At 54.8% G+C, this 24,077-nt stretch carries 17 protein-coding genes; 8 read left to right on the top strand and 9 right to left on the bottom strand.

The features are described from left to right. Nucleotides 1-10 precede the first annotated feature (10 nt). From nhaA to ETAA8_RS06410, 3 genes are all read right to left on the bottom strand, one after another. The gene (nhaA, locus tag ETAA8_RS06400) at nucleotides 11-1,399 is read right to left on the bottom strand and encodes a Na+/H+ antiporter NhaA (RefSeq protein ID WP_238397693.1); all 1,389 of its coding nucleotides are present in this window, start codon (nucleotides 1,397-1,399) and stop codon (nucleotides 11-13) included. A gap of 543 nt (nucleotides 1,400-1,942) precedes the next feature. Further along, nucleotides 1,943-2,890: an HAD family hydrolase gene (locus tag ETAA8_RS06405; protein ID WP_145086514.1), complete on the bottom strand. Its 948-nt coding sequence runs from the start codon at nucleotides 2,888-2,890 to the stop codon at nucleotides 1,943-1,945. Nucleotides 2,891-3,107: 217 nt separating this feature from the next. Beyond that, nucleotides 3,108-5,624: an arylsulfatase gene (locus ETAA8_RS06410; RefSeq protein WP_145086517.1), complete on the bottom strand. Its 2,517-nt coding sequence runs from the start codon at nucleotides 5,622-5,624 to the stop codon at nucleotides 3,108-3,110. A gap of 317 nt (nucleotides 5,625-5,941) precedes the next feature. Here ETAA8_RS06410 and ETAA8_RS06415 point away from each other — a divergent pair, with 317 nt between their 5' ends. Continuing rightward, nucleotides 5,942-6,298: a helix-turn-helix domain-containing protein gene (locus tag ETAA8_RS06415; RefSeq protein WP_202921612.1), complete on the top strand. Its 357-nt coding sequence runs from the start codon at nucleotides 5,942-5,944 to the stop codon at nucleotides 6,296-6,298. A gap of 410 nt (nucleotides 6,299-6,708) precedes the next feature. On the opposite strand, the gene ETAA8_RS06420 is transcribed toward ETAA8_RS06415, so the two are convergent. The 4 genes from ETAA8_RS06420 to ETAA8_RS06435 all read right to left on the bottom strand — a co-directional run bounded on the left by ETAA8_RS06420 (nucleotide 6,709) and on the right by ETAA8_RS06435 (nucleotide 11,306). After that, nucleotides 6,709-7,626: a hypothetical protein gene (locus ETAA8_RS06420; RefSeq protein WP_145086521.1), complete on the bottom strand. Its 918-nt coding sequence runs from the start codon at nucleotides 7,624-7,626 to the stop codon at nucleotides 6,709-6,711. A 92-nt stretch (nucleotides 7,627-7,718) separates the two neighbouring features. Next, nucleotides 7,719-8,144: a hypothetical protein gene (locus ETAA8_RS06425; protein ID WP_145086523.1), complete on the bottom strand. Its 426-nt coding sequence runs from the start codon at nucleotides 8,142-8,144 to the stop codon at nucleotides 7,719-7,721. A gap of 180 nt (nucleotides 8,145-8,324) precedes the next feature. Beyond that, entirely contained in the window at nucleotides 8,325-9,026 is a 702-nt protein-coding gene (locus tag ETAA8_RS06430; protein WP_145086526.1) for a ThiF family adenylyltransferase, read from the bottom strand. Between the two features lie 282 nt (nucleotides 9,027-9,308). Next, nucleotides 9,309-11,306 carry a recombinase family protein gene (locus ETAA8_RS06435; protein ID WP_202921613.1) on the bottom strand — a complete coding sequence of 666 codons (1,998 nt, stop codon included), beginning with the start codon at nucleotides 11,304-11,306 and terminating at the stop codon, nucleotides 9,309-9,311. Nucleotides 11,307-11,842: 536 nt separating this feature from the next. Between ETAA8_RS06435 and ETAA8_RS06440 the strand changes: the two genes are divergently transcribed. Continuing rightward, nucleotides 11,843-13,351, top strand: a complete 1,509-nt coding sequence (locus tag ETAA8_RS06440) for a hypothetical protein (RefSeq protein WP_145086532.1) — start codon at nucleotides 11,843-11,845, stop codon at nucleotides 13,349-13,351. A 573-nt stretch (nucleotides 13,352-13,924) separates the two neighbouring features. Here the strand turns inward: ETAA8_RS06440 and ETAA8_RS35555 are convergent. Beyond that, the gene (locus ETAA8_RS35555) at nucleotides 13,925-14,227 is read right to left on the bottom strand and encodes an integrase core domain-containing protein (protein WP_145086535.1); all 303 of its coding nucleotides are present in this window, start codon (nucleotides 14,225-14,227) and stop codon (nucleotides 13,925-13,927) included. 884 nt (nucleotides 14,228-15,111) lie between these two features. Here ETAA8_RS35555 and ETAA8_RS06450 point away from each other — a divergent pair. From ETAA8_RS06450 to ETAA8_RS06475, 6 genes are all read left to right on the top strand, one after another. After that, on the top strand, nucleotides 15,112-15,759 hold the full coding sequence (locus tag ETAA8_RS06450; protein WP_145086538.1) for a hypothetical protein: 648 nt from the start codon (nucleotides 15,112-15,114) through the stop codon (nucleotides 15,757-15,759). 529 nt (nucleotides 15,760-16,288) lie between these two features. Continuing rightward, nucleotides 16,289-16,903 (top strand): reverse transcriptase family protein, encoded by a 615-nt coding sequence (locus ETAA8_RS06455; RefSeq protein ID WP_145086541.1) that lies wholly within the window; start codon nucleotides 16,289-16,291, stop codon nucleotides 16,901-16,903. An 860-nt stretch (nucleotides 16,904-17,763) separates the two neighbouring features. Further along, entirely contained in the window at nucleotides 17,764-19,551 is a 1,788-nt protein-coding gene (locus ETAA8_RS06460; RefSeq protein WP_145086543.1) for a hypothetical protein, read from the top strand. Between the two features lie 40 nt (nucleotides 19,552-19,591). Continuing rightward, entirely contained in the window at nucleotides 19,592-20,992 is a 1,401-nt protein-coding gene (locus tag ETAA8_RS06465) for a hypothetical protein (protein WP_145086546.1), read from the top strand. Between the two features lie 276 nt (nucleotides 20,993-21,268). Further along, nucleotides 21,269-21,469 carry a DNA methyltransferase gene (locus tag ETAA8_RS35845; RefSeq protein ID WP_202921615.1) on the top strand — a complete coding sequence of 67 codons (201 nt, stop codon included), beginning with the start codon at nucleotides 21,269-21,271 and terminating at the stop codon, nucleotides 21,467-21,469. A gap of 230 nt (nucleotides 21,470-21,699) precedes the next feature. Continuing rightward, nucleotides 21,700-22,191: a hypothetical protein gene (locus ETAA8_RS06475; RefSeq protein WP_145086549.1), complete on the top strand. Its 492-nt coding sequence runs from the start codon at nucleotides 21,700-21,702 to the stop codon at nucleotides 22,189-22,191. A 458-nt stretch (nucleotides 22,192-22,649) separates the two neighbouring features. On the opposite strand, the gene ETAA8_RS34425 is transcribed toward ETAA8_RS06475, so the two are convergent. Then, nucleotides 22,650-23,969: an esterase/lipase family protein gene (locus ETAA8_RS34425; protein ID WP_202921616.1), complete on the bottom strand. Its 1,320-nt coding sequence runs from the start codon at nucleotides 23,967-23,969 to the stop codon at nucleotides 22,650-22,652. Between the last annotated feature and the right edge of the window lie 108 nt (nucleotides 23,970-24,077).

A 24,077-nucleotide genomic window follows, 5' to 3' on the forward strand; every position in this document is an offset into this window, starting at 1 on the left:
AAGGGCCAGTTCACGTACTCAGTTCTTCGGCTTCCTTTGCTTGCCGATCTTCGGGCACTTCGCCTGCGACGGTTACGTTGGGGAGCGAGAAGCGCAGCAGCGTGTATCCCAACAAAGCACTGAGCACGGAACCGGCCAACGTGCCGATCTTCGCGGAATCGAGCAATTGACCCTTTAGTGCGAGGCCTGCGATGAACAACGACATTGTGAAGCCGATCCCGCCCAGGCAGGCCGCGCCCGACAGCGATTTCCAATTGGTTCCCTGCGGCAGTTTCGCCAGATTGGTTCGCACCGCGAGCCAGCTAAACGCCAGAATGCCCAGCGGTTTGCCGACCAATAGCCCCGCGGCCACGGACCAGGTCACCGGATGAAATGCCGCGGCGGGCTGCAACTGCACGCCCGCATTGGCCAACGCAAACACCGGCATGATCGCAAACGCCACCCACGGATGCAGCGCTGATTCCAAGCGTTCCAAAGGCGAGATGGTCTCGCGCGCGGTCAGGGTCAACTTGCCTAATGCTTGGGGACGATCGATCCGGCCGTCCAAGCGGTCGATGAAATCCAGCATCATCGTGGTGAACGATTCCTGCGAAATCCACGCCCGCCCCGGTGTCATCAAGCCAAGCACGACACCCGCCACCGTCGGATGAATGCCGCTGCGGAACATGGCCAACCAGATCATTGCACCGAGCAAAAAATAGGAAACGAAGTTTCGAACTCCGAGCCAATTCAGAACGAGGACGACTAGCAAGCCCACGCCGGCTATCCCCAATGCAATGACCTGAATTGCTTCTGAGTAAAAGCAGGCGATGATAATAATGGCCCCGATGTCATCGGCAATCGCCAGAGCAAGGAGAAAAATCTTGAGCCCGGAAGGAACGCGCCTCCCAAGCAAGGCGAGAATTCCCACGGCGAAAGCAATGTCGGTCGCCATCGGAATTCCCCAGCCACGGGCCGCGGCGCCGCCAGGCTGCAGCAACAAGTAGATTCCCGCGGGAATCAGCATGCCGCCGAGCGCTGCAAAGATGGGGAGCGTTGCTTTCTGAAAACTGCGCAACTCTCCCTCGACTGTTTCTCGCTTGATTTCCAGTCCCACGACAAAGAAGAAGATGGTCATCAAGCCGTCATTGATCCAATGCCCCAGCGTATTGCGTAGCTCCCACGAGCCCACAACAACGCGCATCTCTAGGTGCCAAAAGGCCTCCCACTCATGTGCCCACACCGAGTTTGCGATCAGCAGCGCAGCGCCGGTGCAGATCACCAGCAAAACACCGCTGGCGGACTCGATTTCCAAAAACCGCGCGAGCGGCTGCATCAAGGTGCGCACGGGCGCATTGGCCAGCCGCGGCGGCAGTTGGAGACCGGGACGAGGAGTTCCGCTGTTAGGCACTTGGTTCATAGTGGAGCGACCGACCAACAGCAACTCGAGGGATTGATGTTCCAAATCGTCGCAGTGAATGGAAAGATTAACAAGCTGACATGTCGGCAATGATATCTACTGCGCGTGAATTGTGGCTCGACTACCGAAAGCGCTTTGGACACATCGACCTCGGCGTATCGGACCGAAGCAATTGAGCGACTCTCTTCCCGCAGGACCAAAGTGGAAAGGCAGTTGGCGCAGCCGCATGCCGCTTACACAAGGACCGGCGATCGGGGAGACGTCTATTGAACTGTTTTCCGGCTCGTCGAGCGAGTGGACGACGTCGTTTATGGCAATGGCACAAGCGCTTGCGACGTGAAGGCCGAAAAGCGATGCCTGAAAACGATCGGTGTCGTCCCGTCCATTGAGTCGCTCGCGAACAGCAACGGCGGCTCAATCCTGCTCGTCAAACGCAAACCCAGGCCCAAAATCACGAATGACGAGCCTCTCGTTATGACGTCCCATCGCCTCGTCCGGGATCGGCCAGTGGCACTTCTGACTTGGAAGTCCGGAAGTGATCGGTTATCTCTTGAACGAGAAGATTTCCTTCCAGTCGTCTTTGATATTCACGACGGCCCATCCGTGTTCCTTCGCGGCCTTCAGTGAAGCGCCGTCTTTCTCAGCGTATGCGAACTCGCGATCCCCGTCGTCGTGGTTCACGAGCAGTTGCAGCGACGGGTGCTTACTGCTTTGGGAGTACCCCAGCATGGCAATGTCCCCACCGGTGCGGACATTGCCCGCCGCGAAGATGGGCACTCGGCCGATGTGCAACTCGATACCCGCCGGTTTGCCCTGCTTGTCGTTGTACGTCAGCAGCTTCGGGGTCTTTAGCAACACGGCCTTACCGTCTTTGTCCTGAAAATCCAGAACCCCCGCGCTGCCGATGACTTGCTCTGGCGGGATGCCATAGATTTCCTGGGACACGGCTCGCATGAACTCGATCCCACCGCCGGAGCAGATATACGTTTTGAATCCGTTGTCCCGCAGATAGGCGAGCAGTTCGCGCATGGGCAGGTAGGTGGCTTCCTTGAGTAGCACCCCGTATTTCGGATGCTTTGCCGTCTTAAAGAATTTTGCAGCTAACTCGTGAAAGTCGCCCACTGTCATCCCTGTATGAGTGAGGAAGACGATTTCGGCGATTGCATGTTCGCCTTCCTTTTCAAAGTACGCCATGTTGCCCGTTAGGGCCGCCGCGACCGCCGGCTTTTCGCGCAACTGCGGTTGCTTGTCGACCAGAACCTTGAGCCGGTCGATGGCGAATACGAGTTGCACCACGGGGTGTTCGCACCAGAGCGTGCCATCGTTGTCGAACGTGGCGATGCGTTCGGCGACGGGGACGAAGCCCGGCAAGCCTTCCTTCGTGACCTTCTCGACGAAGGCGACAATGGCCTGTTTTGTCGGGCCATCATTCCATGAAGGAAGCGGATCGGCGGCATGTGCGGGCGTGCTCGCGGCCGTTGCCACGATCATGATTGCAGTCGCCACAAGATGCCTAAGGTGTCCGATGTTCATAAAATCCCTACGACGAAAAGAGGTCGAACCTCGCCGCAGATAGCCACGAGGCCCGGAATGGGTGCCAACTCAGTTAACCGACGACTTGGAGACTAATCCTGCTAGCTTGCGCGTCCGAGCAGCTTCTTTTTCTTAGCCTGATCCTCTGTCACCTTTTTCGTCGGTGTAAACTCTTTCAATCCCTCGTCCGGGAGAGTCGTTCCGCCATCGTCTTCTGTTCCGCTGCAAGCAACTCGGACGGGCCGAGTTTGAACGTCAGCTTGTCAATCTGACCCGTGAATTGGAACGGCAGCTCGTAATCGGCGTCGACTCCCGTGCGAGTGTCTGAGCCGATGTCGAAGGTCTCATCGATCGCCATCAACATCGGAATCGAGTGCGGCATAGGCTTTTTCACCAGCTCCTTGCCATCCACCGTGAGCACGCCGGTGCCGCCCTTGCCGGGGCCGGGTCCGTCATACTTGAGGTCGAACACGATCGTGTGCTTGCCGGCGGCGAGTGCTTCACTGCCCTCCCAGCGGAAACGGGCCAGGTCGAGGGCGTTGTAAACGAAGACCGGCTTGCCCTTGAGCATGTACAGGCCGTAGCCTCCGAAGCGGCCGCCCATCGTCGCGATCATACCGTTTGCACCGCCTTGCGGAACTGTGATTTCGGCGGTGATGGTGTAGTCCTTGTTCAAAAGCTCCGGCGCGTTGCCGATCGGAATGCCGACGTTTTCTCCGGTGTAGGTCAGGATGCTCTTGCCGGCAATCGCGCTCGGACGCGGGGTGACGAGGCGCGGGAGAACGGAGTTGTCCAATGGAAGGACGTTGTACTTCTCAGCTTCCTTCATGAAAATCGCCTGCATTTCCTTAAGCTTCTGCGGCTGCTTCGCGGCGAGGTCGTTGTTCTGCGAAAAGTCTTCGGTGATGTCGTACAGTTCCCACTTGTAATCAGCGATCTCCGGCATCTTGACCCCACCCATGAGCCACGGCGGGGCCGGCGGCGTCGTGCAGGCATACCAGCCTTCGTGATAGATGCCGCGGTTGCAGAACATCTCAAAGTACTGCGTTTCGCGCTTCGACTTGGCTGACTTGTTGGCCTCGTCCCAGGTGTACGCAATGCTCACACCTTCAATCGGCGACTGTGCGATGCCGTCAACCGTCTCCGGCGCGCGGATATTACTGGCTTCAAGGATCGTGGGGACGATGTCAATGATGTGATGGAACTGTGTACGGATGCCGCCGGCGTCCTTGATGCGATTGGGCCATGACATGACCATTCCCTGGCGCGTGCCGCCGAAGTGTGAGGCGACTTGCTTGGTCCACTTGAACGGCGTATCAAGTGCCCAAGACCATGCGACCGACATGTGCGGGTACGTCTTATCCGAGCCCCAATCGTCGTAATGCGCCATCTGTGCGGCGATCGGCAAAGTTAGGATACCGTTGTAAGCGGTCATTTGATTGAAGGTTCCCTCGACCGTGCCCTCAGCGCTCGTGCCGTTGTCGCCGCTGATGTAGATGATCAGCGTGTTTTCGAGCTTGCCCATGTCCTCGACGGATTGGATGACGCGGCCGATCTCGTGGTCGGTATAGGCGGCATAGCCAGCGAAGTTCTCTGCCTCGCGGGCGTAGAGTTTTTTTTGATCCGCGGAGAGCGAATCCCACTTCGGCAGGCTGTCGGGCCACGCGGTCAGCTCGGTATTCGCGGGGATCACGCCGAGCTTCTTCTGGTTAGCAAAAATCTCCTCGCGCAGCTTCTCCCAGCCCATGTCGAACTTGCCTTTGAATTTATCGCGCCACTCGCGTTTTGGCTGATGTGGCGAATGGGTGCCGCCGGGGACGTAGTAAACGAAGAACGGCTTATCAGGCGCGGCGGCGTTCAGGCCGTTCATATACTTGATCGCCTCATCGGCCATGTCGGTGATGAGGTTGTAGTCCTTCTTTCCGTGGTACGGGAAGACCTGCGTGTGATCCTTGAAAAGATACGGCGTCCACTGGTCGGTCTCGCCGCCCATGAACCCGTAGAAGTATTGGAAGCCCATCCCGCTGGGCCATTGATCGAACGGGCCGGCGGCGCTGTAGTGGTAGGTCGGGGTGTTGTGATTCTTGCCAAACCACGAGGTCGCGTAGCCGTTGTCTCGTAGGATAGTTCCGACTGAGGCCTTGTCCTTGGTGATGATGCTGTCGTAACCCGGATAGCCCGTGGCCAGTTCGCCGATCACGCCCGTACCGACCGAGTGATGGTTGCGGCCGGTGATCAACGCCGCACGCGTCGGCGAGCACAGCGCGGTGGAATTGAACTGTGTGTAGCGCAATCCCGACTTCGCCAAGCGATCCATCGCTGGCGTGGGGATCACGCCTCCGAACGTACTGGTGACACCGAAGCCCTGGTCATCGGTCATGATGAGCAGCACATTAGGCGCGCCCTTGGGCGGCACCACTGAAGGCGGCCAGTATGGCTTGGAATCTTTCGCCGTCTCCTTGATAACGCCGCCGAACTTCGATGGAGGCGGGGGGAGTTGCTTGCCATCGATCGTCGTCGTGGCGGCCGGCGATCCCAGTTCTCCGGTGATCTGAACATCGCCGGAATTCGCAGGCTTTGCCACTTCGGCGCGACTGGACTTAGCGGGCTGGCTATATGCAATAGCGACGAGAAAGGCCGCCAACCCGGCAACCAGCGTTAACGCGAAAACTGGTAGTTTTGGCCTGTTCATGATTGTTTCCTTCAGATTGGGGAGTTGCCCCGACGTGCCTTGACCGGATTGAGTACCGCGCAACCGAAGTGATTTTATCAATCGGAGGGCATGGTGGACACCGGCAATCCGCAGATGAGATCTTGAGGTGGGCAACGACGAGATGTGAACCAGAGACTCGATCTTTCAGTTCGCTTCGGCCACATCGACCTCGGCGTGTCCGACCGAAACCATTTCATTTCTTTCGGGCAACGACGTTTCCGCCAGCCAAATTCTTGGGGGCCAGAATTGGGGACGAGCATGCTTAGCGCAATCACTGGCTGAAATGCTTCCAAAGTTTGAATTCCACCTTTGAAGCTGAGCGAACAAGGTTCGAGATGATGCTTCTGCGCGGCGTAGACCAGGATCGTACGAACCAGACTGTAGGGGAGAATGTGCGTCCCCAATTTCTTCCGGACCAGCTCCGCGTTCCATCTCGCGCGATACAATTCCGCCAACTCGGACTGCGGGTATGGGCACTGCGCGCCAAGAAAGGTCTGTCTCAAGAGGGCTTGGGCCTTGATGTTGACCTTCACCCGACGTTTGTCAGCATGGTCGAACGGGGCGAACGGAACGTGACCATCGCTACCGTAGAGAAATTGGCCAAGGCCCTAAAATGCAGAATGGCCGATCTGATGCCGGATGCTGACGAATAGTTGCCCACATGCCGCGTCCTTGGTGGCCTTAGGGCAGGTGGGAGTCCGGATAGTTAAAGAAAAGTGCCGTGATGCCGCCTTGCGGCGACATCACTGATCGGGCACTTCTCAATGAGCACCGTTCGCAGGTGCGAAGGGAAATCACTCCACCGACTTCGGGGTTTCGCAGCGCGCCACGCGTCAGCGGGGACCGTTCAACGCAGGTTTACTGCTTGTCCGGGGTTGGATCTTGGCAATCAGTCGCCAGGTGTGAGCCCACGGAACGAGTTACCGATAGTCCTTGCTCGTACTCCTCAGGCAACACAGAAATCCACGCCGCACTCGCGCGATTCTCACTCTGAGTGAGTTTCACCAGAATGAAGTTGCCGCGTCGCTTCGTTCTCAGGACGCGGCGACCACGATAATACTTTTCAAGTGGCATGAATCAGCGCATCGATTGCCTGGCAGCACGGTTGCTGTGACGAATCGCTATCCGCTTCTTGCGGTATCACTTCCTCCGGCTGGTTGCGATTTGGCGGCAAAGGCAAATGAGTTTGCTCTTGCTTCCTGCGCGCTCGTTCCAGTTTGCTCGTGAACTGCTCACGTTGGGAACTGTGATAGAAGTCAAACGCCGCCGCTCCCTGAAAGCCTTGCAAGCCCTCTGGATAATCAGTCAGACGAAACACCTGCGTGCGCGGTGTTTCGCTCATGTCCGCGAAAACTGCCAAACTACGATGGAGATCGGAGCTGACCCAGTCCATGGGGAAGCAAACCAATCCTTGGTGCTCGCGACGAAACTTCTCCAGCATGGCGTCAGGTAAAATACTGAACTTATCGCATAAGCCTGCGAATTCCGGTCCCGAAGCACGCATAGACTCCGCCTCCTGCGCAGGAAACCCCGCCCAGAGCCGAGGCAACTGTGGCTGCAGAGTTGCCGACCTGGGTGTGAATCGATCGACACGATGGAGCGTCGCCTGCAATTGCATTGCGATGTGTAACACATCGCAATTGAAGGTATCGATTCGCAGTCCCCAGCCGCCCGCCTCTGGTTCCAGCCTCAGGTCTTTGTAGAACTTGCTGTTGTCCGGCCCACCCCATTGCACGCCGTGGGGAACTTGCCTGGCACCGTAGCCAGCCACCCGCAGGGCGGGAAAGGCACGACCGATGGGATCATCGAACACGACCACGGTCAGCAGCCGGTGCAACTCAATGAATGGTTCCGTGCGATCCTTCGCGCGGTACAAAAAACCGATCGCCGCCAACAGTCGTTGCCTTCGATAAGGCTTGCGAGAACCGATCTGTCGCTTCCAGCGATTCACCAACTCATCGGATTGAAGGTTCATTTGCATCGAACGCTCCCAAGGAAAATAGAGACAAGAAACAAAAAAAGCCGGCGGGACAAAGTCCCGCCGGCGCGCTGAACAGTACTGCGTGTGCGTGCTCACGGCGCAAGAGGCCGAATCACCGCGAACGCTTCTTCTCCGGTCATCACGGGCCGCACACTCAGCGCGGCCGACAGTAATTCAATTTGCGACCAGTAAGCTGGTCGGCGGAGTAGGCCCTCCGTATCTCGCCACAACTGGTCGAAGGTTCGCCGGAGTTCACTCGCATCTCGACAAATGCCCCAGGCGAAGAGGGCTGCATAGGTAAAGTCCGTGTCGACTTCACTTCGGAGAAACAGGTTACGAATCCAACGCAATCGCCAGCGGGACCAATGGACTTGGTGCCCCGTAGCCCGAAATTGTTGGATGGTGAACGCCATCTCGGCGACCTGTCCGGCCAGGCGAACCATCAAATGCCGCCGCAAAGTACGCTGCCGGTCGGCACTGTCGTCCGCCAGCAACATGGCCCGAGAAAGCGATCCCAACTGAACACCGGGGCGCCAACCTTCGCCGTTCGCTACCGAGACCTGCTGGACCGTGATTTCAAGCGGATAGGCCGCCGCGACATGCCCGGCTTGGTGGTAGACGATCCGCCACCGGGCAATTTCTTCGTACCTCAGCGAAGCAATCTTCTGCGGAGGTAAAGTGGATATCTGCTTGCGTAGTTATCCATTGGTGGGGCCGCGCAGGTACTTGCCTGCCACCAAATCAATCACAATGTCACCTTCGTTTGGCAGCCCCTCGGCAAAGCGGATGAATTGCCGTACTAATAGCGCCGCGGCCATCGTGGCTAGGGGGAGCTTGGACTTCAACTCTTTGCCGGCTGGCAAGTTCACTTCGGCAGCCGCAGTGGACGCGAAATTGCTCCGATGACTGCTAGTCGCGGTGGCAACACGAATCACCTCACCCTGAATAACCGCTTCGCCCCAGAATGGATGCTCTGCTTTTACAGAACGCCGAATCCTTGTTCGTACGGAATCCTTGCTCGCGCAACAGAAGACAATTCCATGAAGAGGCATGCCTGACCGGAAGCGACCAAATTCCTCCGACACATCCAAGTGGGGATCTATCTGCTGACAAAGATCGGCGACCGCATGAACCTTCGGGCGTCCCACGTCATCTGCGAGAAAACCTTGGGTGCAGATGTGCCGCCGCTGGACCACTTGGCCGTCAATCAATTGCAGTTTCCGAATCCCTTGTGCCGTTAAAAGGATCGCCATCTGCCTGCCCACGGCGCCCACGCCAATCAGCGTGACCGATTCTGTCAGCGGTCGCCGCTCTTTTAGTTGCATCTTCGTCGCCGTTCGTCCTGCGAAATGATTTCCCGAAGGAGATCGGTCCCGTTTCTTATAATTTCGATCATTCACCAACCTTTTCCGGCTCGGTTGAGTCACAAGCTAAACTGTTCTCGCGAAGTAGCTTTTTCTTGCTTTGAGCAAGATCGGATAACCACCATCGCGCCAGAAGTTGGCCGAGCCGTTGGGCCAACTCCGCGCGGTGTGCATCGCGCCAATCATTCGTCTCCCCGGCGGGAGTAGGTGTTATTTCCTGGCCGTTGTGCGGCGTGCGAGACTCCTTTAGCTCTGTAGGGGAATTGAAAAAATCTTCGTGTTGTCAGCTCGAACGTCTGACAGCATGTTTCTGGGCAGCTACTCGTTTGCCAATTTCGATCGTGGACTCCTTTGGTGTCGCAGGGTACGACCGTCAATGTACGTTTCGCCCCGCAGGAAGGCCGCATGCTTGAGCAGTTTCGTAACCATCGATCGGCTGCAGCCAAGCTCCGCCATGATCTCCCGGTTGGTTCGACCGTCGACCTTGAACACTCGCGCGTTCTCGGCCTTCAAATCAAATTCCGAAGGTCGGCGAAAGTCGAGGATCATCTCGATCTCGCCATCCGCGTTTGAAAGGTGGGCAGCGCCAGAGCTTTCCGCCGATAAGGCCGAGATCAATTGACAACGATACCTGGCCCGCAACCAACCTCGTTTGGGCTCGCGTAGCCCTTGCTGTTCGAGGGCAATGCGTCCACCCGTTACTAATTCCAGGATGCGGCGCGCTTGGGCGATAACTTCAATGTCATTCGACTCAAAGGCCGCCAGCAGTCGGCTGGCCATGCGATTGCGTAACGCTTGTACTTCACCGCAGGTCGGAACTCGCGGCAATTGCTGCTGCTGCAACTGCAGCCGAGCGAGCTCGGATCGCAACCCAGCGGCCTCTCCTTGCAGGTCGCGAATTGTGGTCTCGGCTTGCTGTTGATCCTCAGCGGTACTGCCCGCTGTTCTCCGAGTAAGGTCAATTGTCCGCATGCAGGCGATCAACTCTTGTTGAAGATGCTTGATGGCGGTCGGATCGGGACATTGAGCGGCGACAGCCGCCTGTTCACAGACGTTGACAATCTGCTGATCCAGTTCCGCGTCCGCGTGGATTAGCCCGATAATTTGAGTGATAAGAAGCTCGGTTGCCAGTTGCCGATTCAGCATGGTGTAGAGTGGTCGATCTGCAGCCGGCATTGCTCTGCAAATCGGGCACACCATCACACGGCCAAATGGACCGCCCACATAGAGTCGCTGATCATCGTGTTGCGGACAAACGAGCAATCCGTTCAGCAGTTTGGGACGCGCAGTTGAGTCACCGTCTTTGGGTGATCGGCCGCCCCTTCCTTGCTTGTCGCGAGCAATTCGCTCAGCGGCCGCAAACCAGAGTGCGTCGTCGACAATGCGTAACTCGTCGAGCTGTACTTCCTTGAGCGGAGCAGCGCGCGGGCGCTGACAAACATAGTCGTCGTCGGGCAGGAACACGCTTTCGCACACCCCATACCGCCAGAGGCCTCGATAACGAGTGTTCTGAAGAACGCTTCGCACGGCCAATCTGGTCCAGCGCCCCACGGTCGTTTTGGGGGGCAATGGAACCGCCGGATCAGCGTTGAGCCGCCGTAGAATATCGATAATCTCCAGCCGGTCGTGGACGTACCACTGAAAAATTGACCTCACTACCTCTGCGGCGCGGTCATCGACGGCAATTTCGCAACGAGGCTTATTTTTGCGAGTGAGTTCACCGGGAATCGGACGCCCACAGTAGCCAAAGGAAATCGTTCCGAAGACTAATTGCTTGATCAACATCCCTTCATGGGCAGCATGGATATGCGCGATGCCCATGCGAACCACAAACTGATCCATGATCGCCGCCAAGTGAAGCAACCCTTCCCATCGATCGCGATCGTCGGTATCGACGCCGGACTTTACGAAGATGCACCGTGCTCTCAACTGCTGATGCACGCTATCGACGAATTCGAGCGTACGATATGTCTTACGAAACAGCCGATTGGTGGCAAATAGCAATAGAACACTCGCCTTTCGGCTCTTTAGCGCATGCCGCAATTCATCAAGTCCCGTCCGCCGGTTCTTAGCACCGCGTACTGCCAAATCGAAGAAGATCAACTCTCTTGGAACCCGAATCCTGTTGGCTAAGGCAAACTCCAGTAGCGACCGGATCTGGTCGCCGATCGACTCCTGAAAACGGGTCGAATAGCGAGCGTATGCCGTGCCAACGGCCCAGTCCCGATGTTGCCCGGCTGTGCGCCAGTATTCGGCATGAATTCGGCTAATTTCATCCTCGGTGCGCTGACGAAGCGCCGCTCGTTGATTGTCCAATTCTTGTTTGCGGCGGGATCGTCGTCTGGAAGTTGCCGCCGACGGCAGATCAGCCACTACTGGAGAACCGTAACCCTTTGATGCCGGTGTAGCCAAGTGAACTTGATTCGGTGAAATTTCGCATGCACCGTCTATGTCATTGATGGTGGCACCACAAACCTTTATGGGGTTGCTTAGATAAAGAGCAATTAGCAGCAGCCAAACACAAATCGGACCTGTTGTGCGTTGATTGGCAGAATACCAACCGGCTTTGCGCGTAAGCGGTCGCTTGCGCAACCGCTTTTTTGCCCTGAACTTATGTCTCATAATGACCTCTGAATGACTTGTTGAGAATTGTCGCCTTGGGTGGCTACCAGCAGGAAAAAACTTCCTGTCACTTGACTTGGGAAAACCGGCCAAATTTTCTGAGTGCAAAAGCAGCTGGAAAATTCGCGCGGTGATACTTGCGGAGAGAAAATTTGTGAAGCAAAGTCTCTTATCAATTCGAAGCTTGCTTGGCTTCGAGCGAGGAACCAGCAAGGTCAGGAGGACCAGCGATGAGCGCCGAAACGACGACAGTCACCACCGCTTACGGCGAATGGATTGAAACGCCAAGCGGCCACGAGTTATTCCAACGCGGTGGACCAGATCCGCTGGCTGTTCATTGCAGTCAAATAAGCTGGCGGCCGTCCTGGCAAAGCGACAAGGCATTTCCTGTGCAAGAAGTTGCCTGGGAGGTATTTCGAGTCCGCGGCGGAGATCGTCGCTTCGTCCCCGCAAAACCTGAGTCGTACGTTCCTACCGCAACTTGCGCGGGGTCTGAGATGTTGGAACGGGTCGGCTGGCCACCAACTAGCCAGCCACCGCTTTCTGTTGAGCAACGCCAGTCATATCGCCTGAACCAGTTGTTGAGGGTCCGAGCAATCTATGGTCAGCAGTTCATTCAGCGGGATGGTTTAAATACTCAAGATCTCTACGTGCGGCGAACAGGGCGCGGCGGCGGAACTGAAACGTCCTCGTTGCCATCTCACGTCGGCAAGCGTCGCGATGGTTCCGGCCAGTCGTGGTCGTTTACGCGGTTGACGAAAGAAGGGAGGGCGGCCGCGGTCAACGCCGGCATTCAGCAACCGACCGAAGCGCAAAGTATTGCCTATGGTCTGACGGCTGCTGCATTCCTGAACCCACTCGAAGATCTGAGTGCAATACAAATCAGAGACATCGTGCTCAGCTCGTTGTTCGAATGCAGCCGCGTATCGACCGCAATTGCTTCGAGCGTCACCGATGAAGTCGCCGACCGCTTACTCAATCGGATTGATCAGCATTCCGGAGATACGTATGCACACTTTTCAAGTTGGTTTGGTGGTCGCAAAAGTAATCTCGTTAATTCGCTCACTGCGATGAAAGGTTGTAAAAAGCTAGATCGCGAACTTGTCAACGCTGCGCTGCTGTGTATCTCATGGGACGCCTACGAATATTCCGCGGGCTGCCTATCGGCATTTGCGCACGCTTTCATGCTCGGCCTTAGGGAGCCAATGAATAACTCCGAACTGACAATGTTCTCGGCCATGCATCTTCCGCAAAGCTACCTTGGTGGCTTGCCGTTTGTCTTACTGAGGGAGCGTAGCGAAGTCATCGGTCCGATTATTCGCCAGATATGGACACAGCCTGATAATCGCAAATTGCACGCGGTGCTGCACCGGTTGTTGTCGACCTATGCGGAGATCATTGCCACCCGCCGCGAAGCTGATCGGCGGTTCAAAAAATGTCGTCGACCTGGTGGGATGCAAGCGTCCGAACTTACGAACGCTGAAGCGCTGGATTCCATGGCTTCTCGCGCCGCTCGTCAAGGCGACGACCTGCAGCAGCAGCTTGGACACCTGCTCGAAAGAAGGGAATTGGGGTGTTTGCAGTGTCTCGATTCGGCCAACTGGGAGATTAGTCCAACGGACGTTCTCGACACGAAGATCCACTTAAGCGTGAGGTGCGCCCGCCACGACTTTGGGAAAGTTTACGAGTTTCTCGTTGCTGACCTTGAAGCAGAGCTTCGCCGGTATCGAGAATGGTGAAGCAGTGGGCTTGCAATATTCGAACCACAAACCGGTTTGAGAAGATTTGGCCGACTTGCTACTCGGTCTTTCAGTGGACAGATAATCCTCTCCCTCTTCTTATGACGCAAGATCCTCGAAAATTTAGATGTGCATCGCGGCCGGTCATAACCGACTGAGTGTGGGTGTTTTGGTGTCTTGAAGGCAAATTAGCGTTAAAACCCAGCCAATCGCAGGTCACGCTAATCTTCACAAGTCCCTTGCAGCAAGCATTTTGTGGCAGTTCACCGGAAGGATGGAATTCCGCCTGCTGGTGTCTACGACCAGCCTGTATTCAATTCAATGAGGGAGAATTGCTTGCGACAGTCGGCGAAGGCCGAAGCGCGGACGGTCCCTTGGGACGTCTAGCTCGTCGGAGTGACGTCTTGCAGACTTTTCGACAATGACCAGGCACTTCCAGGAATCGCCTCCATTAGCTCGTCCCATTGATCAAGGCAACGCTGGCGAATGATGTCTGCCTTCGTCAGCGTGATTAGCGGGGCATGAATCTCGGTTTGCGATGACCCAGGATTCTCGGAGACTGGCGGGCGGTGGTTACGCCGCTGATGCCGGGGCGTGTTCGGTTTCGAATTGATTGGGGGAGAGGTAGCCGAGCGTCTGATGTAAACGCTCGGGATTGTAAAAGGTTTCGATGTAGCGGAAGACGCTGAGGCGCGCGTCTGTTAGATTTGCGAATCTGTCGTGGTTGGTCCACTCGTATTTGAGCGACCAGAAGAAGCGCTCCATGACGGCGTTATCATAGCAGCAGCCGGTCCGACTTCGATATATGCTTTTCGAAAAGTTGAGAGAGAACAAAGAACGCCGACTGACGGTGACTAACGCACGACTAGTTTCCATCGTGAGGCTATGGACAACGCAACCGGAAGCGGTTCAAGCGGAACTTTGGAGATTGTGTCGTCAATCTTCGCTAGACAAGCCGTGAGACTGGGTCGAATTTCAGTTGGAAGCAAAATTTGGATTACGGGTCGCGTGAATTCCGTGCCGCGCTGCAAACTGCGAGATATCGACGCACAATCGACTTACTCTTCATCTTCGCTGGGGTGAGGCATCTGGTCTACAGAAGCCAGGAACCTAGTGCGTTTCGATTCTACATCTAGCGCCCTCTGGGTAAGCTCGCTAAGCTGGGGGCCGTCTCAAGGAGTTGGTTCTCATGGAAGCGATCGAATTAGAAATACGTGCTCAGGTACTCGCGGCTTGTGACGCGAACCAAAGGGATTGCTAAGTTCGTTGGGGGATGTTTTGCTTTCGCCTGCGTCATACCCGTCCCCCAGTGAACGGCACATACTCCTGCGGTACTCCTGGCGTTTCGGCACTTACGCTAAGTTGTTGCAGGTTGGATGGGCTGCGGACTCTCATTCAATTCCAGTGTCACATTGCGTCAATTCGTGGCAAAAAAACGTAAGTTGGCGCCAGGGAGTGTCCAGCTTAACACTAGAGCGCCGAATCCCTAACCCGTCACTTAGAGTTCGTTTACACAGGAGGCGTCTGCGTCTCTTGACGATCTTAACCCAGGACTTCGGAACCGCTGGACGGGAATTACACTAGGTGGCCGGGACTAAATTGTTATGGGCGGAAAAATACGCGTGCCTCAAACTTCTCCTCGACTTTAGGCCAGGTTCCTCTCCGAACCCTAGACTTTTCATCCACAGGCTGTTTAATTGACAATATCCACGTATCACATTCCTATTGCGACATACCTAATGCGACATATTCAGCGCCCGATGAATCGTCAGATCTTGGACGCGCTGTCTCACCTAATCCGAGCTCGCGACTATGCGGACGACCTGGACGAGGACGTTTGGAGATTTGCATTGGAATGGCGCTCTCTCAGGGTCGGAGGACTGGAAGCATCGGATGTGCGATGGCTATTTGCAAAGCAGTTGATCGAGTTGAAGCGGGAGATCTCACTCCCAGGCGCTTTCGTCCGCACTTTCATTCCTCATGACGTAGTTCGTCTCACACGCGACACCGCTTTAATTCTCACTGATGCGGGCGTCACGTTCTGTCGGTCAGTTCTGGGATGCGCCAATGATAATCCCACAAAGCCGATACATTGCCGCGCGCCTTCTCCAGCGAATGCGTCGCCCGTAAAGCCAACGTGGAACAAGGATCGGAAGGAGCTTGCCTTCGCAGGTCAGGTTGTCAAACTCTTCCGTAAACCAGCAATAAACCAAGAGTTGATCCTCACCGCCTTCGAGGAGGAAGGGTGGCCAGACTTCATTCTTGATCCACTACCGCAATCCGGTGAAGTGGATCGTCGCGATCGACTTCAGTCCTCAATCAAGTCATTAAACAGGCATCAATCCAATCATTTGATTCGCTTTAGGGGAAATGGCGGCAACAGAATCTTCTGGTGCGTCCATACTTGACCGCTACCAACCGCCCTCGCGTACTTCTACGTATTTCTAGCAGCCCGTTGGTGCGTCAGGAGAAGTCTGGATGATCTAAAGATGAAAGGAGCTTGTCCGGAGAATTGCTCGTATTCCGGTAGCTTACCGAGCGGCGGTGGGAGTAACCCAGCTGTCGGAGCCTTGGGAGGCGAATCCGTCAGCCGTAACGCAAGTGAACCCAGTACGGCCCCGTTATGAAGTGGGAGCGGCCAACCTGCCAACGATGGCGAAGCCAGCACTGATCACGAAGCAACGAGTAAATGCAGTGATCAGGCTCCTCGGGGTGTGAGAGGACGGCGGATGGAGACAGATGATTCAGAAACCTAAGAGGCCCGCAGACGTGTCGGCGAATGGGCGTCGCCGACAACATCGCGTCGGAAGACATAACGGCCACGGTGGCGGATGCGGGAGTCGGAGGGGTTCACACTAGCGTCGAAGCCGGGTAACGCCGGTGGAGCGAAGGGACCCTGCCGAGAATGTTGTTTTCCGCCAAGGAGGAGAGACCCGCTTGGACATTCGTCCCACTACGGAGAAGGCAACAGCCCACAATGCCGATCAGCTTCCGGCGGAGCCGGAGGTGAAGTCGGGTGTGACACTGCGGCTGACCGTCTCTCAACTACGGTGGAAGCTGGGCCTCAATGCCAAGCAAGAGCCAAGCTTCCGGTTTTGCGCCTTGTACGACCGGGTGTATCGGCGCCACGTGCTGACAGCCGCCTGGCGGTTGGTGCTGAATAACTATGTCGCTCCTGGAGTGGATGGTCAATCGTGCCAGGACATCATCGATGGCCCTGGTGCAGCGACCTTCCTGGAGGAGTTGCACGAAGAGCTTCGCACTCACCGCTATCGGCCGCAGCCGGTGAAACGCGTTTGCATTTCCAAGCCCGATGGCAGGCAACGACCACTCGGCATCCCGACCGTTAAGGATCGGATTGTGCAGATGGCGGTACTGCTGGTGATGGAGCTGATCTTCGAGGCGGACTTTGTAGACAGCTCATACGGGTTCCGTCCGGGCCGCTCGGCGCGCTCGCCGAGATTCGGCAACATCTCCAGGCTGGGCGACGGGAGGTGTACGACGCAGACCTGCAAGGATACTTCGACACGATCCCTCACGATCAGCTTCTAAAGTTTGTGCGGATGAGAGTCGTGGACCGTTCAGTCCTGGCTCCAGGCGTCTGTCGTGGAAATCGACGACGACGGGCGACCGCCGACCACACGACCCCAGCAAGGTACGCCGCAGGGCGAAGTACTTTCCCCGCTGCTGGCGAACATTTACCTGCACTGGTTCGAAATTGCAGCGATCCCAGCCATAGGAAAACGCCATGTTTTCGACAGTTTATCGATTCGCAAATCGTCACTTTCCTGCCAGGTAGCTGTTTTTCAACGGGCTGCTAGGACGCAGATTCCGCTCGCTAATCGCAGCTAGCTTGGCCCTTCGAGTACGTTCCTGCGCCACCTGAACGCCTCCGGATCGATACATAACCAACACCGGTACGCATCCGCAGCCCTACCTCACCGTCAGTTGCAAAGTCGCTATTCAGTGGGGTTTAATTCTTTAACTGAATCTTCCCGCACTCGTTCCTTACGAAGGGTCCCTTTAATGGAATCGCGAATTGTTCAGGTGAGAAGTGTCTTGAACCGTCTGCTTGATCGCAATGGGGGAGCTCCACGGCACGGAAAATTCTGGGACCTTCCCCGCGATCAATTTGTGGCCGGGCCAATTTATGGCAGAGTTCCAATTGTCCCGGGGCATCCTGACCAGTCATTCCTTATTCAGATCCTAAGTGGGCCTGTTGGATCGATTAACCGGATGCCACTTGGCGGGCCATTTATTGAACCATCCGATTTAGCCTTCATAGTCCAGTGGATAGTCGATGGTGCGCCAGATGCATCGGCAGACTTCATGGCTGAATTCAATAAATAGACCAAAAGCATCACAGTAGCCTTAAAGAACTCATTGCCCACCGCAAAGGAGATTAACACCACATGCTACCTCCAAAGCACTCAGTTGTTTGGGTCGCTATCATTTCGCTTATTGGACCATGGGGATCGATGGCAATTGCCCAAGTGTCAAATAGCACTTCCATCACGATCTCGATTTCCCCAGAAAAGCCGTTTGACTTGCCGCCGTTAAACGGCCGCCAAAACAACAACCTGACGGAAGCGTCGATTTTTGCATGGGAGCAGTTTATTTCACACACTTGGCCAGCCAAGCCTCAGAAGGGTAATTTTGGGTCACGAGACGAAGCGGACGTTCAACGTCGCTATGGTGAGAAAGGCGTAACAGGGCAAGTAGTGTGGGAGACTTTTAGGCATAAATCGGAGATTTTTCCGGGGGGTTCTGGAGAACCAAACGGTTTTGTTAACGACCCCGCGAAAGATTATGGGTACGACGCCCTCCCGGTATATACTTATGACACCGGTTTAATACCCCCAGCGACGGGTCAGGCAGCGACGGAATCGCCATTTGATAATCTCGATGAGACGAATGAGATACTCCTGTGTGATATGAGTGCAGGCATTTCGAACAGCAGGATCTTGTATCAGGCTAAGGCTAATCGAGTGTTGTACAAGTACAGCGCACAGCATCGGCTGTTTGAGGGCTCGGAGGGAACACCTGGCGAAATGCGTGCCAACGCTGCTTATAACCTTCATCAGTCCGATGAAAAAAACTTCAAGGTTCCATATGTGAGGCTGCCTTCAAGCGATCCCGTAAAGAAAAGCATCGGCAGCATGGAGGCTAAATCTGCTTGGCGACGACTGGGCGACAGCGAAGACCCCTCTCGGTTCTATACCAATCGCGTCCGATTTTACGTAAGAGAGGGCACAGAAATACGCTACAAAGAAGAGACGTGGGGGCTTGTCGCCCTGCATATTATTCACAAAACCGAATCATCACCAGTGTTTATTTACACATCCTTTAGCCAGGTTGATAACATCCGTGACGTTGATGGCACCGTCGTTGAGGAACCTGACGGTCTTATCAAATCAGAATTCCGTGACATCCCTCCTTTTGCACCAGAACTCACAATATTCAAGTCAACCGTGACTAAGGGGCAAGAGGTGTTTCCCGTGCCCGGCAGTCCCGAGATGCCCAAAGGTTCTAAGCAGCTGTTTTTTCAGAATTTAGTCCCATTTACTCATGGATTAAAGACTCCGATTGCCGTGCGCCGCCGTCTCTACGAGATATCGAGTGAAGTTAGAGCCGTAAACAGGGTTGCTCAGGCAGCAATTCGCAAATACGATCCCAGTGCCGTGTGGCAATACTATAAGCTTGTAAACGTTCAAGGCAGCACTCTTCCGAGTTTTGTAGACAGGTCAGAATCAGATGCTCTCAGCTTAGATCATAAGGCTAGCTTCTTCATGGCGAACGAAGTAGTAGAGACAAATGTTCCGTTGCAGCAATTCAGCGGTACGCTTAGTCCTGCCGACGACTTTAATCCTCCATCGTTCCGGCATGCGGGCAATTATGATTTCGCCTTGTTTGACAGGATGGGACGCTACGACGGTGCGACGAAAATTGTATCGGAACTTACCAAAGGCCAGGTCGTATTCAATACTTTTCAACGGCCGGGTGCTCCGGCGGGACAGGCTTGGAAGAAATTGAACACTGGGGGGTGTGTTGGGTGTCATGGGCCACAAGGTCAACTTGTGGGCGGTGACTTCAGTGTGATTCTGGCTCGTGGGCGGGTGACACCTCCAGAGACCCAGGACGAACACGTTACTCATTCCAATCGCCTGCTAGAACTAAACTATCTTCGCGATAAGAAATAACGCGCCGTGCAATTCACTGTCCAGATCTTGGAGCGGTAGTATGTCACGAATGACTCCGGTATATGCATTGTTCGCATTCCAACTGCTTATAGTTGCGGCCGTTCCGTTTTTGTGCCGCGGCGAAGATGGCCCTGTCGACCCGTTTCTGAATTCCAGTACTCCACTTCCGCCTGATTATAATGGCCCGATCTTTAAACTGAGCCATAATTATCCAACGAAGCGTCCTGCTCCTCTAAAAGAGGCTCCTTGGGTTCGAGCGCTAAACGGCAAGCCACTTTCGTCCGACAACGCACTTCTTTACGCCGAGGCCCTCAAAAAGCATTTGAGCCAGGATCTGAAGACATTAATCCTTGACTATAAGAAGTGGGATTCGGCCCGCGCAGGATGGTATAACATTCCTTGGTTGTTTTCCATACAGGATCCGATTCATGGCGTTTACACGGGATCAGGATTTCCGAGATCCATGTTTCCTTTGTCCAATCTCAAAAAGGACATGACGACTCTTGTTGTTGTGTACTACAACGACGTTGCCGGTTACACGCTTGGGCGAATTTGGGGAAGCGATGCGCTGCATCCAGATGTAACGAAGGCGCAATATGAAGAGGGTGCCATCATTGTTAAGGTTGCTCTGACCACCGCTACGGCAGACGACTGGGCGATTCTTGACGGTGCTCCAAGCTGGGATGTTTTTGCTCCGCTGCCAGGCGGTGCGAGTGGGACGCCCCCAGTTCTGTTTCAGGCACCAGTTTTCCAGATTGATATCATTGTGAAGGACTCAAAGAGCGCTCCGCAAACGTCTTGGGTATTTACGACCTTCGTGTATAACAAGGACACGCCTGGTGATGGAGTGGATAAGATGGTCGCCCTGGGGGTCATGTGGGGAAATGATGCGGATGTGAATTCCGCCGTTGATCCGAATGGCGTGCTGAAGCAGAGCGTAATAAATCCCTTGGCACCACTTTATGCAACCGAGACCTTGGGCTACGGTGGACGGTTGTCAGGGCCGAACGATGGAGCAGTAGCGCAGAATGCGATAGTAGATGGCAAGCTACGTCCCCGCTTAAGTGTTTCGAGTTGTATGAGTTGCCATGGGGTAGCAGAGTCTGCAATGAAATCGTTTTTACTCCCAGGTCCGGGCGTTCCTCGGGCAACAGGCAGTATTGGTCCTGGTACTCAGGGTGATTACATTTATCTGTATGAGCCTGGATCACTTGAGTTCAATCGTTGGTTTCAGAGTCGCGCTGGCAATGATCCACAAGATAGAGGGACGGTCTCGTTGGACTACCACATGAATCTGGCTTACAAGGCATTGCCATTATGGGCGAAGTATACGAAGCAAGACCGCGCATTGATGTTTAAGGATGTTCCAAGTGGGCTTAAGCAATTGCTGATGGATCCAGAATATAGTTCCAAAAGTGGAGTCTTGATGGGGCATCCTTGAATGTTGGTTCGGAGAGGCGAAGCAGAGAAGCTCTGGGCCTGTTTGCCATCATTTCATGATGTTCGTGATTGCGGCAATTTGCTGCTGCCTCTGGAACGTGAGATTCAAATCGTCGCGAGTTGGCTTTCTGCGACCGCTTGGACTGTCGGACGGCCGGGTCGCTGAGTCCCTTACCGTTTCTGCACAAGTGACGCTGAGAGAGACCGTTCAGCTCTCGGCGAACATGGAATAGTCGACAATTAGGACCCAACCCTTCCCTCCTGAATTGATCGAGCCGTGCATCATGGCAGTTGTCCGGCAGACGGGACTGCTCTCGATCCATTCTTCGGCGCGCGAACGACCGGGCTAGTTGCATTTCGGCACGGCCGACATGCGATTGGTATCGAGCTGAACCCCGAGTACATCCAGATTGCTGCCAACCGGCCGCGGGATGCCGCAGTATCAAAGCTGCCAATCAGCAGAGCCACGTCGAGTTAAATCGTCTTGCCGTCCGGCTTCTGAGCCTGACCTTGTCACCGATCTGCCCCGGGAAGCTCGCATCAACCGAGAACGTCCCATCGGCGCTGCTCCACTTCCGCGTTCCGACGGTGGGCGCGGCTGGGGCCTTCGCTGGCACAAAGCCGAACGCTTCGCCTAATTTCTTGTACAAGGGATGGGGCTTAAATAGAATAGCCGTTGCCAAGAAACTTCCCTGCCGGAGATTTAATATGACGAATGTACCAAACGACGTTTCGGAAGCAGCAGAAAAGGCGGCAAGGGCGGCCGTAAACCTTGCCTCTCAGCAAATCTCCACCGCCGTAGCCGCAGCGATTTCTGCGCAAAATGCCACTGCAGCGCCGCCGCCATTCAAGTGGACAGAAAACAAGCTGGCGGCTGCGTTTGTTGCAAGTGTTGCTGTGATTCTGCTAACAACATCTTTGACAGCACTTTTTAACTTATACAACAATGTATTCACGATCAACAACAGACTAAACAGCTTAGAAAAGACCGACCTGGGTGCGCTAAGCTACAAGTTGCTTGAGTTAGATCAGCGCCTCAAAAAGCAAGAGGAATTGGGGGTGGTGGGTCACTCTGTGCAAAACGAGATTAACCGATTGTGGGACGACTTAAACGAGACAGAAAGCACTCTCGAAACGCTCAGAGAGACAGTCACGACAGTCCGTGAGCGGCTGGCGAAGGCCGAAGCAACAAAGGGCTAGCTGGAATGCGGATGGCATAGGGCAGTCCTCACAAGATTCCTATGTGCCCTATATTGTCATAATTCCAGTTGACTATCCGCCCCAGACCGCCTAGGCTGCGACTCTCTCATGCGGTTTTCGCAGAGGTGCCGGTGCGCCGATTGCAGAACCGTAGAATTAGGAGAATCGGATGACTTTGTGTAAGCATTTTGCAATCGCGATTGCACTTTTTGGCAGCATTGGCGCAGGTGAGGCATCTGCCTTAGGTCGACGACGGAGTTGCGTGCCAAGCCCTTGCACGGTGCCACGTTCATCTAGTTCACAACTTGCGCAAGATGTGCAACAGCTTCAAGGGCAAGTTATTAATCTACAGCAACAAATCAACGCCTTGCGGCAGCAAGTTGCCCCGTAGCATTGCTTTGCTGGCGCTTGGCAAACGGACGCAAGTTTGCGAAACTGCGTGCGCAATCGACTTGCCCTCAGGGATTAATCAATTCACATTCCTTGAGGTTTATGCGAGTAGCTGTTGACTTTTCCGTGACAACGCCAGAGATGCGAACCTTTGTACCTGAAATTAGGCTGCTGTCGAACGATTGACTATGGCGTACAAATTGAGCATTGATTACATCAGAAATGTCATTTGATGTCAGCGACTCCTTGATATTGTATGATGGTTTGCTTCGCACATCATTCTTCTCTTGAGGGTAGATGTCGGTGACGATCGCATCCCAAGTCACTTTCTTGTTACGGAGAGGCTTGATTATTCGCTCCGATGCGTCGCTTGATTTAGATGCTCGAAGTTCATGTAAGACATCGGTCAACGAAACTTCGACCGCTTCAGGTATGGGCGTCAGGTGTTCATCAATAAAACGGCTCACTCGCTCAACGCAGTGGCTGTCCGCCGATGTCGGCTTGCAGATTGTCAGGTGATCTCCATCGACTGAAATCGGTATGACGTCACCGCCGATTCCGGGATTTCCACTTGTTTCGTCAACTACTCGGCCTACGAATCGAGTATCAAGGCCTTCAACTAGGGCTAGTGTTTTTATGTTGAAGTACGAAACGTTGCTTGCATACCATGTGTTTATATCCCGCAAAGCACTGTTGTTGCGATCTAGCGAGTCCACTAGATCTGTGCGGCAGTAAATCTTAAACAGCTTTGGCAACGCGCCAGCATCCGAACCCGAATGCGGTGTCGCTAGAAACGCAACGCCTTTAGTTTGGTGGGCGATAATCTCGTATTTGGGTTCGCGCAATGTTGCAGCTTCCCGCAGCATGTTTTTTGTGACGATTCCGCCTAGGCTGTGGCAGATAAAAATTACCGGCCTCTGGCCGATTCCTTTAAGTTCCATTTGGTCAAGCAGATTTACCGCGCGATCCGTTGTGGGCATAGGTGACCCTTGCCAACGACTCGATGCCGCGTCATAGTCCAGCGACCAGACGCACACGTCTGGCACTTGCGCTGAGAGCCACTTCGGCCAATAGAAGTCGGCATCTTTGTCGCCCCATGTCGACCATGCGTCTCCATTCAAGCCATGGATAAAAACTATGTCGCCGCGACGTTTTAGCGTCTTGTCGCCGCCGATGTACACGACCGTTGGGCCACTCTTTGGCTTTGGAGGAAACCAGCCAGTCAAAATACACGGATGCAGGTAGAGATACCCAAGAAATAAAGATATTGCGAGAGCCGCAACTGAACGCTTGGGCTTGGTCGCTATGTAGTTCAGAGCAATTGCGCCGTAGCCCTTAAGTGGATTGGACGCTTTGTTTGTTTTGCTGACTCGATCACGCTTTCCCATTGGTCTCGCTCATCTAGGCGACAGAAGCCACCGAAAATAGAGTGTACTAGGACACAGAACATTACCGCAACCTGCTTCGCCGGTTTCGTAGGCCGAGATCGCCTGTTG

This window comes from Anatilimnocola aggregata (genome assembly GCF_007747655.1).
Taxonomy (GTDB): domain Bacteria; phylum Planctomycetota; class Planctomycetia; order Pirellulales; family Pirellulaceae; genus Anatilimnocola; species Anatilimnocola aggregata.

Coding starts and splice junctions, on each gene's coding strand:
- nhaA (WP_238397693.1), bottom strand. CDS start 1,399: ATGAACCAAGTGCCTAACAGCGGAACTCCTCGTCCCGGTCTCCAACTG.
- ETAA8_RS06405 (WP_145086514.1), bottom strand. CDS start 2,890: ATGATCGTGGCAACGGCCGCGAGCACGCCCGCACATGCCGCCGATCCG.
- ETAA8_RS06410 (WP_145086517.1), bottom strand. CDS start 5,624: ATGAACAGGCCAAAACTACCAGTTTTCGCGTTAACGCTGGTTGCCGGG.
- ETAA8_RS06420 (WP_145086521.1), bottom strand. CDS start 7,626: ATGCAAATGAACCTTCAATCCGATGAGTTGGTGAATCGCTGGAAGCGA.
- ETAA8_RS06440 (WP_145086532.1), top strand. CDS start 11,843: ATGAGCGCCGAAACGACGACAGTCACCACCGCTTACGGCGAATGGATT.
- ETAA8_RS35555 (WP_145086535.1), bottom strand. CDS start 14,227: ATGGAAACTAGTCGTGCGTTAGTCACCGTCAGTCGGCGTTCTTTGTTC.
- ETAA8_RS06450 (WP_145086538.1), top strand. CDS start 15,112: ATGAATCGTCAGATCTTGGACGCGCTGTCTCACCTAATCCGAGCTCGC.
- ETAA8_RS06460 (WP_145086543.1), top strand. CDS start 17,764: ATGCTACCTCCAAAGCACTCAGTTGTTTGGGTCGCTATCATTTCGCTT.
- ETAA8_RS06465 (WP_145086546.1), top strand. CDS start 19,592: ATGTCACGAATGACTCCGGTATATGCATTGTTCGCATTCCAACTGCTT.
- ETAA8_RS06475 (WP_145086549.1), top strand. CDS start 21,700: ATGACGAATGTACCAAACGACGTTTCGGAAGCAGCAGAAAAGGCGGCA.
- ETAA8_RS34425 (WP_202921616.1), bottom strand. CDS start 23,969: ATGGGAAAGCGTGATCGAGTCAGCAAAACAAACAAAGCGTCCAATCCA.